The 14,580-nt window shown below is 60.1% G+C and carries 11 protein-coding genes, 1 tRNA gene and 1 pseudogene; 4 read left to right on the forward strand and 9 right to left on the reverse strand.

Annotation, left to right across the window (positions count from 1 at the left end; all coding sequences use genetic code 11):
- Window positions 1-5: 5 nt before the first annotated feature.
- Together pfkB and ptsP are read right to left on the reverse strand one after the other, a co-directional pair.
- Window positions 6-947 carry a 1-phosphofructokinase gene (gene pfkB, locus KGB18_RS15670; RefSeq protein ID WP_223570202.1) on the reverse strand — a complete coding sequence of 314 codons (942 nt, stop codon included), beginning with the start codon at window positions 945-947 and terminating at the stop codon, window positions 6-8.
- Entirely contained in the window at window positions 947-3,808 is a 2,862-nt protein-coding gene (gene ptsP / locus KGB18_RS15675; protein WP_223570203.1) for a phosphoenolpyruvate--protein phosphotransferase, read from the reverse strand. Before ptsP ends, pfkB begins: the two co-directional genes overlap by 1 nt.
- 301 nt (window positions 3,809-4,109) lie before the next feature.
- Between ptsP and cra the strand changes: the two genes are divergently transcribed.
- Together cra and KGB18_RS15685 are read left to right on the forward strand one after the other, a co-directional pair.
- The gene (gene cra, locus KGB18_RS15680) at window positions 4,110-5,105 is read left to right on the forward strand and encodes a catabolite repressor/activator (RefSeq protein WP_123721303.1); all 996 of its coding nucleotides are present in this window, start codon (window positions 4,110-4,112) and stop codon (window positions 5,103-5,105) included.
- Window positions 5,106-5,108: 3 nt separating this feature from the next.
- Window positions 5,109-5,885, forward strand: coding sequence for a TatD family hydrolase (locus KGB18_RS15685; RefSeq protein ID WP_223570204.1), 777 nt, complete (start codon window positions 5,109-5,111; stop codon window positions 5,883-5,885).
- 130 nt (window positions 5,886-6,015) lie between these two features.
- On the opposite strand, the gene KGB18_RS30080 is transcribed toward KGB18_RS15685, so the two are convergent.
- From KGB18_RS30080 to KGB18_RS15705, 5 genes and pseudogenes are all read right to left on the reverse strand, one after another.
- Window positions 6,016-6,729, reverse strand: a complete 714-nt coding sequence (locus KGB18_RS30080) for a methyl-accepting chemotaxis protein (RefSeq protein WP_370694719.1) — start codon at window positions 6,727-6,729, stop codon at window positions 6,016-6,018.
- 144 nt (window positions 6,730-6,873) lie between these two features.
- A pseudogene (locus KGB18_RS30085) lies at window positions 6,874-8,013 on the reverse strand (HAMP domain-containing protein); the annotation flags it as partial.
- A gap of 244 nt (window positions 8,014-8,257) precedes the next feature.
- A complete protein-coding gene (gene ampE / locus KGB18_RS15695) occupies window positions 8,258-9,094 on the reverse strand; it encodes a regulatory signaling modulator protein AmpE (RefSeq protein WP_123721306.1) in 837 nt (278 codons plus the stop codon).
- Window positions 9,091-9,651 carry a 1,6-anhydro-N-acetylmuramyl-L-alanine amidase AmpD gene (gene ampD / locus KGB18_RS15700; protein WP_123721307.1) on the reverse strand — a complete coding sequence of 187 codons (561 nt, stop codon included), beginning with the start codon at window positions 9,649-9,651 and terminating at the stop codon, window positions 9,091-9,093. The genes ampE and ampD overlap by 4 nt, the downstream gene beginning before the upstream one ends.
- A 64-nt stretch (window positions 9,652-9,715) precedes the next feature.
- Window positions 9,716-11,923, reverse strand: coding sequence for a DUF1631 domain-containing protein (locus tag KGB18_RS15705; protein ID WP_223570205.1), 2,208 nt, complete (start codon window positions 11,921-11,923; stop codon window positions 9,716-9,718).
- A 363-nt stretch (window positions 11,924-12,286) separates the two neighbouring features.
- Here KGB18_RS15705 and nadC point away from each other — a divergent pair, with 363 nt between their 5' ends.
- Complete coding sequence (gene nadC / locus KGB18_RS15710) at window positions 12,287-13,135, forward strand: carboxylating nicotinate-nucleotide diphosphorylase (protein ID WP_123721309.1); 849 nt, start codon at window positions 12,287-12,289, stop codon at window positions 13,133-13,135.
- A 50-nt stretch (window positions 13,136-13,185) separates the two neighbouring features.
- Here the strand turns inward: nadC and KGB18_RS15715 are convergent, their stop codons facing one another.
- Entirely contained in the window at window positions 13,186-13,491 is a 306-nt protein-coding gene (locus KGB18_RS15715; protein ID WP_007900453.1) for a DUF6388 family protein, read from the reverse strand.
- A gap of 302 nt (window positions 13,492-13,793) precedes the next feature.
- On the opposite strand from KGB18_RS15715, the gene KGB18_RS15720 reads away from it, so the two are divergent.
- Window positions 13,794-14,339, forward strand: a complete 546-nt coding sequence (locus tag KGB18_RS15720; protein WP_223570206.1) for a hypothetical protein — start codon at window positions 13,794-13,796, stop codon at window positions 14,337-14,339.
- 9 nt (window positions 14,340-14,348) lie between these two features.
- Here KGB18_RS15720 and KGB18_RS15725 read toward each other — a convergent pair.
- A tRNA-Thr gene (locus KGB18_RS15725) sits at window positions 14,349-14,424 on the reverse strand.
- Window positions 14,425-14,580: the final 156 nt, after the last annotated feature.

Below are 14,580 nucleotides of genomic sequence, written 5' to 3' on the forward strand. Positions count from 1 at the left end.
CCCTCTTATTGTTCTGTCAGGGGGCGCAGGCGCACGCCCTGTTCGAGGTGCGCCAGTTGCGCGGTGTCGCCGATACCAAAACCGATCTGGGTAACGGCCATGGCGGCAATTGCGGTGGCGGTGCGCAAGGTTTGCTCGGGCGTATCGGCACTGAGCAAACCGTGCAGCATGCCCGCCAGCAACGAATCCCCCGCGCCGACAGTGCTGACCACGCTGACCTTGGGTGGCGTGGCGTGCATGGCCGAGCCGACACTGAACCAGTTCACCCCATCGGCACCGTCGGAAATCACCACGTGCTCGATGCCATGCGCATGCAAGCGGCTCGCCGCCTCGGCTTGGGCGCCCACGGAAACCACCTCGCAACCCAGCGCTTCAGCCAATTCTTCGGTGTTGGGTTTGATCAGCCATGGGCCGGCCGCCAGACCTGCGCGCAAGGCTTCACCGCTGGTGTCGAGCGCCACTTTCAAACCGCGCTTTTTCAAGCGCTGGATCAACTCCCGCAACCACTGAGGATTCACGCCACGGGGCAAACTACCGGCCACGACGACCGCATCATGCCCAGGAGCAATCTGATCGAGTCGATCGAGCAAGGCCTGCTGCGCCACTTCACTGACCCTCGGCCCCGGGCCGTTGATGTCGGTGATGCGCCCATCGCTTTCTGCCAGTTTGATGTTGCTGCGGGTCTCGCCGGGGACACGGACAAACGCGTCGGTAAAACCGCGTTTGGCAAACAGGGTTTCGAACGCTTGGAGGTTGTCTTCCCCGAGAAAACCGCTGACGGTCAGCTGATGCCCGAGGTCGGCCAGCACCTGCGCCACATTCACGCCTTTGCCGGCGGCGTGGGTGTGCATTTCGTCGCTGCGATTGACCTGACCGGGGGTAAGTAGCGGTAATTGGACGGTGAGGTCCAGCGCCGGGTTAAGGGTCAGGGTTAAGATCTTGGCCATTACAGGGCCTCCACTAATGCACGAACTTCGTTCGCGCTGCCCACGGCCAAGGCCTGTTGGGCAAGGGTTTGAGTCTGGGTCAGGCTGAGTTCACGAATGCGCGCCTTGACCTCGGCAATGCTGCGGCCCGACACGCTCAACTCATCCACACCCAGGCCCACCAGCACCGGTACCGCCAGCGGATCGGCCGCCAGTTCACCGCACACGCCGACCCACTTGCCATGAGCATGAGCCGCACGCACGGTGATGTCGATCAGTTGCAGCACCGCCGGATGCAAGCCATCAGCCTGAGCCGACAAGGTCGGATGACCACGGTCGATGGCCAGGGTGTATTGCGTCAGGTCGTTGGTGCCGACGCTGAAAAAGTCCACTTCCTTGGCCAGCACCGGCGCCAGCAAAGCGGCCGACGGCACTTCGATCATGATCCCCAGTTGCAGGTCCGCAACCGGGATTTCCAGACGCAGACGTTCGGTCATGTCCCGAGCCTGACGCCACTCATCGACGCTGCCGACCATCGGGAACATGATCCGCAATGGACGGTTGTCAGCCGCTCGCAGCAAGGCGCGCAATTGCGCTTCCATGACCTGCGGACGTTGCAGGGTCAGGCGAATGCCACGCACGCCGAGGAACGGGTTTTCTTCTTTCGCGATCGGCCAGTACGGCAGCGGTTTGTCACCACCGACGTCAAGGGTGCGCACCACCAGCGGTCGACCGGCCAGGCCATCGAGCACACGACGGTATTCGACTTCCTGAGTCGCCTCGTCCGGTGCCTGGGAGTGGGCCATGAAAATCAGTTCGGTACGCAGCAGACCAATGCCTTCGGCGCCCTGCTCCACCGCACTGGTGACGCCGGCGCTTTCACCGATATTGGCGAACACTTCCACCGCGTGGCCGTCAGTCGTCAACGCCGGTTGATGGCGTTGTTCAGCGGCGGCTTTCAAGCGCAGTTCACGGGTGTCGCGCTCTTCAGTGGCGCGCTGCAAGGTCGCGGCATCGGCGTCCACATGCAGGCGACCACGTTGACCATCGATCAACAGCGGCGTGCCCGGCTTCAACAGCAACACCGCAGCACCGGCGCCCACCAGCGCGGGAATACCGAGGGCACGCGCGACGATGGCGCTGTGGGCAGTGGCGCCACCGCGAGCGGTGAGGATACCGGCGACGCGCGTTGGATCGAGACGTGCCACGTCGGATGGGCCGACTTCGTCCATCACCAGAATGTACGGCTGCTCCGGCTCGGCTGGCGTTTCGACGCCACTCAATTGCGCCAGCACCCGACGGCCAATGTCGCGCAAGTCGGCGGCACGTTCGGCGAGCAAGGCGTCCTGCAGCGATTCCTGTTGTTTGGCAGCCGCTTCAATCACCGCCATCCACGCCGCTTCGGCGCTTTCGCCTTGCTTGAGACGGGTGTCGACTTCGTCGGTCAGTTCCGGGTCGTCGAGCATTTCCTGGTGGGTGATGAAAATCTCGCGAATCGCTTTGGCCTTGCTGCGCTCGATCAGGCCTTCGATGTCGCGACGCACATCCGCCAACGCTTGCTTGAGACGTTCGCGCTCGATGGCGGCAGACTCACCGCGCAGCGGGTAATCGATAACTTGCAGCACTTGAATATGCGCCGGGCCGATGGCGATCCCCGGCGCGGCAGCAATCGCCTGAATCAGACTGCCGGAGGCCGGTGCAAGCAGCACTTCGGCGACATCGGCGATTACTTCACGTTGTTGGCTCACGATCGGCAGCGGCTCGACTTCTTCACCCAAGCCTTCTTCGATTGCCGCCAGCAAGGCCGGCAAGGCATCGGCGGCGATGGTCGGTTCGGCGATGAGTTCCAGCACCTGACCGCGACGGGCGCCGAGGCTGAGCAGTTTGCTCAAACTCTTCACCGACACCGCGCTGTCGTGACCATCGACGATGCGCACGCGGATTTCGCCTTCAAAACTTTTCGCCAGTTGCGCGAGGATCTTCGCCGGGCGCGCATGCAAACCGTGGGCGTTGGCCAGGGCAATGCGTGCGCTCGGCCAATCCGCCGGCACTTCACCGCCGAGGACTTCCAGCACCGCGCGGCTGCTGGTGGCACGGCCCAATTCATGACCACGGCCTTCGATCAGCAGCGCGCAAAGGCGTTCGAGCAACGCCTGATGGGCTTCACCGAGGCTGGCCAGGCAGAACAGCCCGCTCAACGGCTGACCGAGGTAGCGCATGGGTTTGTCCGGGGTAACGAATGCCAGGCCCGGACGCTTCACCGTTTGTTCGCTGTGCAGCCACCACAGGCCATCGCCCAGCGGCAGCGCGTCGACCTGCTGCAAGACGCCAGCAAAACCGTTGCTCACGCAATCGGCCTGACGCAGCAAGCGGGCACCGCGCCAGACCAGTTCTTCGAAGTCATCGGCGGAAACACCGAGGCCGATCATCTGTGCGTCCAGCGCCAACTCTTGCGGCGCGCCTTGCAGCAGTTTCAACAAGGCTTCGGCGGAACTGGCGCGGCGCAGGGCCTGGCCCAGATCGGTTTCACCGAGGGCGCGAGTCAGCAGTTGCAGCAGGCGCAGGTGTTCATCGGATTTGGCAGCGATACCAATCGCCAGATAAACGATCTGACCATCGCCCCAGTCCACGCCGTCAGGAAACTGCATCAGCCGCACACCGGTGGCGAACACCTGATCACGGGTTTCCGGGGTGCCGTGTGGGATGGCAATACCTTGGCCGAGAAAGGTCGAGCCCTGGACTTCCCGGGCCTGCAAGCCCGCAAGGTAACCATCCGCCACCAGGCCATCGGTCACAAGTCGGTCAGCGAGTAATTGCAGGGCGGTGGCTTTATCCACAGCCGACTGGCCCATGGATATCTGCTCTATGGTGAGCTCGAGCATGCTTTCTCCTTTTTGGCGCCGTGTGACGCCAGGTATTGTTTTGATTGATTCAGCTTAGGCCCTTGGGAGCGCCTTTTCAGGGGCAGTTTTGGCGGTTTCGCGGCAGAACCGACCAAAGCGACCTTTAACGTAGAAAATACGCCTGCTGAAACGTTTAATCTAGAATGTTAGGCACGTTACTCGATAATGTCTCATCCTTGAAGTCCAATTGTCGGATCTGCTGCGACAATGGTCGCCTGCCCGAATCGGGTAGGATTGGCGAAAATGTCGGGCAAGCTCGAACAAATAAGGAAAACCCGGGTTGAAACTCAGTGATATTGCACAGTTGGCCGGCGTCTCCGTGACTACCGCCAGTTATGTCATCAATGGCAAGGCTGAACAGCAACGCATCAGCAGCGCCACCGTCGAGCGCGTGCGCGCGGTGGTCGAACAACATGGCTTCACACCCAATCCTCAGGCCGCCGGGTTGCGCAGTCGGCACACCCGCACCCTGGGCTTCATTCTGCCGGACCTGGAAAACCCCAGTTACGCGCGAATCGCCAAACTGCTGGAACAAGGCGCCCGGGCTCGCGGCTATCAACTGCTGATCGCCAGCTCCGACGATGCGCCGGACAGCGAACGGCAATTGCTGCAACTGTTCCGCGCCCGCCGCTGCGATGCGCTGATCGTCGCCAGTTGCCTGCCGGCCGGTGATGACAGTTATCGGCAGTTGCAGGCCAAAGGCATTCCGATCATCGCCATCGACCGGGTGATGGAGCCTGAGCACTTTTGCTCGGTGATCAGTGATGATCGCGAAGCCAGTCTGCAGCTTACCCGCAGCCTGCTGGACCCGTTGCCCAAGCAGATCGCGCTGATCGGTGCCCGTCCCGAATTGAGTATCAGCCAGGAACGGGCGGCAGGGTTCAAGGAAGCGCTGAACGGTTTCAAAGGCGAGGCGCTGATCGAACACGGCGAGTCGTTCAGCCGTGAGTGCGGCAAACAATTGATGGAAGAATTGCTTCAGCGCCTGGGCCATTTGCCGGATGCGCTGGTGACCACCTCCTACGTGCTGCTTCAGGGCGTGTTCGATGCCTTGCACGACTTCCCTCTGAAGTCCCGCCCGCTACGCTTGGGCACCTTCGGTGATACGCAGTTGCTGGACTTCCTGCCACTGCCGGTCAACGCCATGTCCCAGCAGCATCAACTGATCGCCGACAAAGCTTTGCAACTGGCGCTGGCGGCCATTGAACAGGCCGATTACCAACCCGGCGTGCAGGCCATCGCGCGGACCTTCAAGCAGCGTATTCATCAGGACTGAGCCGTGGAACTGATCGACACCCACACTCATCTGGATTTCCCGGATTTCGACGTGGATCGTCAGGCGCTGCTGGCCGAGAGCCGCGCCCTCGGCGTGCGGCGGATGGTGGTGCTGGGGGTTTATCGGGCCAATTGGCAGCGGGTCTGGGACCTGGTGCAAAGCGATCCCGATCTGCACGCGGCGTTCGGTTTGCACCCGGTGTATCTGGATGACCATCGCCCTGAGGATGTGACCGAGCTCGGTGACTGGCTGACGCGTATGGCCGGCCATCGACAGCTATGCGCGGTGGGCGAGATCGGTCTGGATTACTTCATCGAGACCCTGGATCGTGAACGCCAGCAAGCGCTGTTCGACGCCCAACTGCAACTGGCGGCGGACTTCAATCTGCCGGCGCTGATTCACGTGCGACGCAGCCATGCGGCGGTGATTGCCACGCTCAAACGGTTTCGCTTGAAACGGGCGGGAATCATTCATGCCTTCGCCGGTAGCCAGGAAGAGGCGCGCGAATACATCAAGCTGGGTTTCAAACTCGGCTTCGGCGGCGCCGCGACCTGGCCGCAGGCCCTGCGCATGCACCGCGTGCTCGCCGGTTTACCCGTTGAATCGGTGGTACTGGAAACCGACTCACCGGACATGGCCCCCGTCATGTTCCCCGGCCAACGCAACAGCCCGGCGCATCTTCCGGCGATTTGCGAGGCACTGGCCGCCCTCATGGCGATCAACCCCGAACAACTGGCTGCCGCCAGCACGGCCAATGCGTGTGAGTTGTTTAACTGGTAATCCACTGATTCATGCAATACCTGTGGGAGCGGGCTTGCCCGCGATGACGGACTGTCAGTCAACATTGATGTTGAATGGTAATACGCTATCGCGGGCAAGCCCGCTCCCACAGGAAATCAACTCCGTGGCATCAAACCCGGAACGCGCTGATCAATTGTTTGAGTTCCACCACCTGCGCCGACAACGCTCGGCTGGCATTTTCAGTCTGGTGCGCGCCGTCGGCGGTGCGCTCACCGGCGCGGTTGATCTCGACGATGTTCTGGTCGATGTCGTGAGCCACTGCGGTCTGCTGCTCTACCGCAGCGGCGATCTGCTGGTTCTGGTCGACGATCATGCCGACAGCACCGAGGATGTTTTCCAGCGCCTGCTGGACCTTTTCCGACTGCCCGACTGTGCCGTTGGCCATCTGATGGCTGGTGCCCATCGCCTTGACCGCCGCCCCGACACCGCTGTGCAGCTTGGCGATCATCTGCTCGATTTCTTCGGTCGATTGCTGGGTGCGTTTGGCCAGGGTCCGGACCTCGTCCGCCACCACCGCAAAACCACGGCCCTGCTCGCCCGCACGCGCGGCTTCGATGGCCGCGTTGAGCGCCAGCAAGTTGGTCTGTTCGGCAATGCTTTTGATCACTTCCAGCACACGACTGATGGATTGGCTGTCGCTGGCCAGTTGATTGATCACCCGCACCGACTGATCGATCTCACTGGCCAGTGCAGCGATGCTGCCCTGCTGGGACTCCACCAGGCCGCGACCGCTGATGGTCTCGTCGTTGACGCTGTGAGCGCTGCTGACGGCCGCCGCGGCACTGCGCGCCACCTCCAGGGAAGTGGCTGACATCTGGTTCATCGCGGTGGCGACCTGCTCGATCTGCGTACGCTGCCCCGCTACCGCCTGATTGCTCTGGGCAGACACGTTTTCGACCTGGCCGGCCTGGCGCTCGACCTCACTGACGGTCTGGCCCACCCGCTCGATCAGGTCATGGATCTTCTTCACGGTGCCGGTGAATACCTCGCCCAGCTCGCCCAGTTCATCGCGGCTGTTGGCGCTGAAGGTCACGGTCATGTCCCCGGCCGCCACCTTGTCCATCACCGCGCCAAGACGCTTGAGGGTGGTGCGGGTCGAGGCATAGAAACCGCCATAGAGGTAAAAAATCAACACAAACACCAGCGCCAGCGCCACTGCCTGCAGGATCATGTGGGTGCGGTGCTGCTCCAGCCGCTGCTGCAACTGGGTACCGAGAAACTTCAGGGTGGCTTCATTGAGTTGGTAGGTCTGGTCGATCAGGCCCGTAACCTGATCGTAAAAGGCCTGCCACGGTGCATCGAGGGTGTCAGCCATCACCACTTGTTCTTCGAACAGTTCACTGGCCTTTTTCAGGGAGGCCTTGCTGCTTTCGGCCTGAGCGGCCAGGGTTTCGTGCGCCGCTTTACTGGAGCCCAGAGCATCCTGCAATTTCAGACCGTATTCGGCCTGAAGCTTTTCGATCTGCGCCAGCAACTCATCGAAACGAGTGCTCGACGCAGAATTGAGAAAGCCCAGCCCCAACGAGTAAGAACCCATCGCCCGGCCTTCGCCGAGCGTCTGGGTGACGGCCGGCGTGACGTTGGTAATGAGCTCGCTCAGCTGACGCATGTCGCTCTGACTGTCGCGGCTCAGGCCGGCCTGACTGGTAATGATCTGGCTGAAAATCTGCGCATTGCCGAGCAACTTGCCGATCAGCGCACTTTTGCTTTGCAGGGAGGTTTCCGTTTGCTGGGCCTTGAACGCGGCGATCATTTCATCGCGCTTGCCATCGAAAAAGGTGATTTGTTCCGGGTCAGTGGTCATCGCCGCCAGCCCTTGCAAACGGGTCAGAACGCTTTGCTCCAGAGCACTGATATTCGACTCGACATGACCCGCCTTGCCGGACTGGCCAAGGATGACGTTGATCTGCACCAGGTTGTTCAGGGTTTCCAGATCCCGGCGCAGGCTCAGGCCGCTGCCCAGCAGGTCGAGGCTCTGCAGCTCGACCCGTGTGCCCTGGAATTCGCGATAGGAATCGCGCACCAGATAGAAGTTGGTCACCAGCATCGGCACGAGGAATAGCACGCTGATCAGGCTGAACTTCATGCCGAAGCTCAGGCGGTTCATCAGCGCGACGGCGGGATAGAGCAAGCTCTTCACTGTGAAGTCTCCCTTTGAATTCTTATTTTTATGGCAGGCGCGCAGAGACAGCAGATAGCCACTATCGGCGCTATCTCTGTATAGCCTAAATCGGCGGAGGGTTTTGTAACTTAAGGTTAACGAAAAAGATCGCAGCCTTCGGCAGCTCCTACAGATTCACACGATCCCTGGAGCTGCCGAAGGCTGCGATCTTTTCGATTCAAAGCAGAAATCAGGACAAAACAGTCCACAACGCGAACCCGGCATACCAAAGCACTGCCGCGCGCAGCAGCAGTTCCCAGATCCGGTCGAGGCTGTTGATGCCGTCCGGCCCCACCACCGGCGCCGGAATTTCACCGGCCACCAAGCCGACTTTCTCGATCAGTTGGGCGGCGCTGATGTTCCAGTTCAGCAGCTCGTGCAGCATCACCCGGCCGACCGCGACAAAGTTGCCGACCAGCGCAAAACTCGCCGCCAGCAGTCGCACCGGCACCCAATCGAACGCGTGACGCAGCTGTGCCGCTCGCTCGACCACGGCCGGGTTCTGCCCGTGCTCCTCGGCCAGCGCCAGCAGTCGATAGCTCAATGCTGCAACCGGGCCCAACAGGAAGTACCAGAAAATCACCGCGAAAAAGCTCTGATAGGCCTCCCACAACAGATGCCCTTCAACTCGCTCCAGCAGTTGCTCGCCGTTGTCGGCGCAAATATTCAGGTCGCGTTTGGCCACATGGGCGGCGGCTTGCAGGTCCTCCCGGCGCCAGGCATCGCGAAACGGCCCGAGGTCGGCCAGCAGATCACCTCGGCCCAGACTGTAAATCACCACCAGCAGGTGCACCGGTAACGCCAGCAAACCGTAGGCTACCGGCTCCAGCACCAGCAACAGCAAACCCAGCAGCGCCACCGGCAACAACACCAGCACCACCAGTATCAGCCACGGACGGTTTGTCATGCGTGGGTTGGCTTCAAGCTTGTGCAGCTCGCGCACCCAACCGCCATCACGTTGAACCCGATGGCGCAGGGCCGAGAACTTCTCGATCCACACCGCCAACAGCAGCACCAGAAAACTCATTGTTGCTCCTTTTTTTCCAGAGCCGCGCGATAGCGTGCCCAGTCAAACGCCGGTCCCGGATCAGTCTTGCGCCCGGGTGCGATGTCGCTATGCCCGCAGATGCGTTGTGCGGTGATGCCCGTGAAGGCGCTTTGCAGCTGTCGCGTCAGGGCCGTCAACGCTTGATATTGGGCGTCGGTGAACGGCAGATCATCCGTGCCTTCAAGCTCGATGCCCACGGAAAAATCGTTACAGGTTTCCCGTCCTTCGAAACATGAGATGCCAGCGTGCCAGGCACGCTCAAGACAAGAGACAAACTGAGTGACGGTGCCGTCACGTTCAATCAGAAAATGCGCAGACACCCGCAGGTCGGCGATTCCTGCAAAGTAGGGATGTTCCGTGACATCCAGACGATTCTGGAAAAATTCCTGCACCTTGCCGGTCAGAAACTGCGCTGGTGGCAGACTGATGTTGTGGATCACCAGCAGGGAAATTTCGCCCTCGGGGCGTGCATTGAAGTTGGGCGAGGGGCATATGCGCACGCCCTGACACCAACCGCTCGCGGGGTCCAACTGCATACAGGTTCCTTCAACGACGACTGTGTTGGTGCCCAGTATGCCGCGATAGACCCTCGGCGCGCGATCACTTGCCGCGATTGAGACGCCGCAGGTTGCCCAGCACCGACTCCAGCGCCCGGTCGAACAGCAAGGTGTCGTCCAGCGTTCGCACCGCGCCACGCCGGAACTCCAGGGCCAGGCCGGTACGGCTGTGCTCCAGCACTTTCATCCCGGTACGGTTGACGAAGATGTATTTGTCGGTGGCTTCAATGATCGCCGCCAGCTTGCAGCGCAGGGTGTTTTCCTCGTCTTCCTGAAACTCGACCCAGCAGCCCAGGTGCAGCTTATCGACCTGAAGCAGAGCAACATCGTCCTCCGGCAAACGCATCGATGCCGTTTCGACCGGGCCTTCGTCAGCGGTGCGAAGCACGATCTGCTGCTGCACTTCGACCATCATCGGTGCGTCAACAGCCGTGCTTTTCTGGCCCGGGCGTTCGAACAACTGAAGGTGCAAAACTTCCAGCTCGCTGAAAAATTCGCCGGTGGCGAACGGGTCGAATGCCGAGCTGTTCAAGCCATCGCGCAACGACTTGAGCAACCCCGGCACCAGCGACAACAAGCGCAGGCTCGCGTCAGGTTCGTCATGGCGCTGCACGCTCCAGATCAATTGCGCCATGGTCTGCACATCAGCATGCCATTCGGCGGACTGATCACCGTGCTTGAGACAGGTCAGCAACAGCACTTTGCTCCAGGCCTCCTGGACAAACGTCACCACGCTGTGCGGCAGCACCTTGCCCACCAACGCCTGATTCAGCGCCTGCTCAACGCGCTGACGCGCCAGATCGGTCCTGGCACGGCCTTCTTCGGCGTCGCGGGTGCGTTGCTCGAGTAATTCGCTACGACGGCGTTCGTCACTGGTGAAGGCGAGAAAATCCGCCAGCAATTCGGAAAAGATCGCCGGGTCATCGACAAAATCGTTCAGCAAACGCTGCACCACTTGCTCGATTCGCAGGTACAGGCTGTCGCGCTCATGGTCATCGCACTCGCCCCAGCCCATGGCCGCAGCGGCGATTTCGTTGAGTAAACGCCGGGCCGGATGGCTACTACGACTGAAGAAGCTCTTGTCGAGCACCGCGACTTTCAGCATCGGGATCTGCAAACGGCCGATCAGCGCCTTGAGGGAGTCCGGCAGGTTACGGTCATCGAGGATGCATTCGAAGAGCATGGCGATCAGGTTGATCACGTCTTCGTCGGCCACCCCCACCACGCGCGACTTGCCGCTTTTGACGCTGACGCGGGTCAGCAGTTGTTCGAGCTGATTACGCAGATCGAAGTCGTCCGGAGCCGCCAGCTCCGGTACGTATTGCTGCAAGTGCGAGAGCAGGCGTAGCAGGTCGCGGGTGGAAATAGGCTGGGTCTGGGCACTGACTTCCAGGGTCGGCGCAACGCTGCCACGCACATGGAACAGCAACTCCTGCAAGGCGGCGAAGACTTCCTGCACGCCCTCGTCGATCTGTGTATTGCCAGTCCGCACGCCTGTCTCGGCGGGGTCAGCACGAACACTCGCAGCCGCCCGATCGGTGGCACGCCGCGCCGGGGCGGGCTTGAGGTCCGGCAGTACGCCGGTGGCGATCAGCAGTTGATTGGCTTCGGCGTAAAGCTGATCAGCATTGCTGAGCACATAGCGTTCGAACAACTTTAGGATGATCAGCTTGACCTTGATCTCCATGCCCAGGTTGCGCCCGGCCTGCAAGAAATACTCGCAGAGCAGCGTCGGCCCCAAGGGGTTGTGCTGTTCGACCAGTGTCTTGCTCAACAGTGTGCTGAGTCGGGCGGTGAGCTGGTCGAGGGCGAAACCGTCGCGATTCAGCACTTTACCGACCATGGCCTCCACCGCCACATTGCGCTCCATGTCGTCATCGGGCATCGACGCCGAGGCATCGAAAGCCAATGCCCGGGGCAAGGCAGCGTGAGAAATGTCGTACTGCGCGAGGCTGACGAAAGCCTCGAAGAATTGCTCGAGAAAACCGCGTTCGATGCTTTTGCGCTTGAGGCGCAAATCGCGCATGGCCTCGAAGAAGATGTTTTGCTCGACGTTGTTTCGGGCCCGGTCGGCCATTTCGAACAGGGTGTCGTCGGCATTATCGAACAGCTCTTGCAAACCTTGCTTGAGTTGTTGAGCGGCCTTGTCGCGAACCTGAAGCAGAATCACGGGCAGGCGGGCGAGCGGCGAGTGAGTCGCCTGGTCGGTAGCCGCCTTGTGCAAAGGCACTACATTCCCGTCGTTGTGCATCCAGCCTCCTGAAACGGTGATTCTTCGGTTCGGTTCGGTAAGAAAGATCGAGTACGCAGGCCATATAGCCGACGCTCAACGGGGACAGTTACCACCCGCTGTCATTCAGTAATCGGGAATCCAAAGTTACGTCAAAGCCATGACGTCAAATGCAAGGCGGATTATCTGCAAAAGACCTTCCTTGTGCCAGCAGACTCTGCCCTTCCCCAAGAAATAGACGTTTATGAGAGCCCCTTGCTTAGCACTGATTGCTCGCGCGAATCGACCAAATGCAGGTTGGCGAACGATGGAATGGCCGTTGATGCCTTGGGTTGCCTCGCAGCATGGCCCTATAATCGGGCCACTTTGTTTGTGGAGCCCGTTATGCCGAATCTACGTCTCGCCGATTTGACCGCCGAAATCGAAGCCAACGTGCGCCGTGCGTTGCTCGAGGACATCGGCAGCGGCGACATCACCGCGCAACTGATCCCGGCCGAACGCCTGGCCAAAGCCACCATCATCACCCGCGATGAGGCTGTCATTGCTGGCACCGCGTGGGTGGATGCGGTTTTCCGGCAATTGGACCCGCGGGTTGCCGTTCATTGGCAGGTGCGCGACGGCGAACGGGTGAAACCCAATCAGGTGCTATTCCATCTCGAAGGCCCGGCGCGCTCGCTGCTGACGGGTGAACGCAGTGCTCTTAATTTCCTGCAATTGCTGTCCGGCGTGGCCACTCGTGCGCAATACCTGGCCGATTTCGTCGCCGAAACCCAGGTGAAGTTGCTCGACACCCGCAAAACCCTGCCGGGGCTGCGCCTGGCTCAGAAATACGCCGTGACCTGCGGCGGTTGCCACAATCACCGCATCGGCCTGTATGACGCCTTTCTGATCAAGGAAAACCATATCGCCGCCTGCGGTGGCATTCCAGAGGCTATCGCAGCCGCGCACAAGATCGCCCCGGGCAAACCGGTGGAGATTGAAGTGGAGAGTCTGGAGGAGCTAAAAGAAGCCCTGGCGGCCGGTGCCGACATCATCATGCTCGATGAACTGAGCCTGGATGACATGCGCGAAGCCGTACGACTGAACGCCGGCAAGGCAAAACTGGAGGCTAGCGGCGGTATCAACGAAAGCACGTTGCTGCCAATCGCCGAAACCGGGGTGGATTATATTTCGATTGGTGCGATGACCAAGGATGTGAAGGCTGTAGACCTGTCGATGCGACTGAGTCTCTGATCACGCCTTTGATATAAAAAATGCCAGCCTGATGAAAGCTGGCATTTTTTTTAGACCACCAGATTATTCATCTCGCAGTACTCTTCCCACTCGACGCCCAATACCTCCGCCGCCTCCTTGTGCAGGGCCAGGCGCGCAGCCTCGAACTCTTCCGGGGTAGAGGTGTACTTGAGCGTCAGCTCCCACGGCTGCAAGCCCTGGGATTCAGCCTCATCCTCGAATGCCCACTGGATCTGGTCTTTCTGATCGTCGGCTGGCAAGTCCTTGATCTCTTCGGCCAACTGAGGCGACTCAAGCAGGTACTTTTTAAGTGCTTCTTCGTTTCTGGCTTCTTGGGTCAATTCTTTAACGGTCATGGCGTTCTCGCTGATCTGGGGAATGGAAGATGGATCTGGATCATCAAGGATCTCTCTGACGCAGAAAAACTGTTTGAAGCCCGGTTTGTCTGGCCTTCAGAACCATTCGGGATCATCTGAAAACTGCTGGGCGATGCTCATGCAGACAACGAATATAGGACGTTTTGTCGAGGATTCACACGGGTCTTTACATCTATTCCACAAAAAGCCACGAACATAAGGTGCAGGAGGCTTTGGAACATAAGTCGAAATCCCAAGTCGTAGCGATGTGCCATATCGGCACTTCACAAGGAACCCCAGTGATGCGCAGTTTTTCGAAGCTTTTGTCTGCCCAGCTTGCCACCGCTGCCCTGCTGCTTGGCAGCCTGACATTGGCCAGTGCCGCTCAAGCGGCTGTCGAAGTCACCTCTGACCCTTCGCTGTACTCCGACAAAATCTCCGCCCTCCACAATTCATTCGGTAAGGACACGCTCGTCAGAACCAGTGTCAGCATCGATGATCTGGAAAACCTGCAAAAAACCGTGAAGGCCAATGCCACCGAACTGGAAAGCCAGAAGCGCACCCTCAGCGAGCAGGCCCGTCAGATCGAAGAACTCAAACGCAACAGCGGTTCCAGCTCAAACTCCAGCAGCAAGGAGATTGACGATCTCAAGCGCACGGTCAACGAGCAGGAGCGCGATCTGAACAACCTTGGCAAACAAGTGGAAGAGCTAAAGCGCAACAGCGGCTCCAGCTCAAGCTCGAACAACAGCGAAATCTCCAGTATCAAACGGGAGATCAGCGATCAGGATCGCGCGATGGATCAGCTCAAGCGCACCGTCGAGGACCTGAGCAGAAAGGTGAAGTGAAGAAGAGAATGGTGCCCGAGACAGGAATCGAACCTGCGACCTTCGCGTTACGAGTGCGCTGCTCTACCGGCTGAGCTACACGGGCTGTGGGCTAAACCTAGCACTGGCTTCGGGGTCCGGCAACTTGGCGCACCGCAAAATCAAAGATCGCAGCCTTCGGCAGCTCCTACATTGGGCTTGTGTAGGAGCTGCCGAAGGCTGCGATCTTTTGATCTTCCTGCACATAAAAAATGCCCCGCCG

The organism is Pseudomonas sp. BF-R-26 (assembly GCF_019947395.1).
Classification (GTDB): Bacteria; Pseudomonadota; Gammaproteobacteria; order Pseudomonadales; family Pseudomonadaceae; genus Aquipseudomonas; species Aquipseudomonas farris.

Coding starts and splice junctions, on each gene's coding strand:
- pfkB (WP_223570202.1), bottom strand. CDS start 947: ATGGCCAAGATCTTAACCCTGACCCTTAACCCGGCGCTGGACCTCACC.
- ptsP (WP_223570203.1), bottom strand. CDS start 3,808: ATGCTCGAGCTCACCATAGAGCAGATATCCATGGGCCAGTCGGCTGTG.
- KGB18_RS30080 (WP_370694719.1), bottom strand. CDS start 6,729: ATGAACCAGATGTCAGCCACTTCCCTGGAGGTGGCGCGCAGTGCCGCG.
- ampE (WP_123721306.1), bottom strand. CDS start 9,094: ATGAGTTTTCTGGTGCTGCTGTTGGCGGTGTGGATCGAGAAGTTCTCG.
- ampD (WP_123721307.1), bottom strand. CDS start 9,651: ATGCAGTTGGACCCCGCGAGCGGTTGGTGTCAGGGCGTGCGCATATGC.
- KGB18_RS15705 (WP_223570205.1), bottom strand. CDS start 11,923: ATGCACAACGACGGGAATGTAGTGCCTTTGCACAAGGCGGCTACCGAC.
- nadC (WP_123721309.1), top strand. CDS start 12,287: ATGCCGAATCTACGTCTCGCCGATTTGACCGCCGAAATCGAAGCCAAC.
- KGB18_RS15715 (WP_007900453.1), bottom strand. CDS start 13,491: ATGACCGTTAAAGAATTGACCCAAGAAGCCAGAAACGAAGAAGCACTT.
- KGB18_RS15720 (WP_223570206.1), top strand. CDS start 13,794: ATGCGCAGTTTTTCGAAGCTTTTGTCTGCCCAGCTTGCCACCGCTGCC.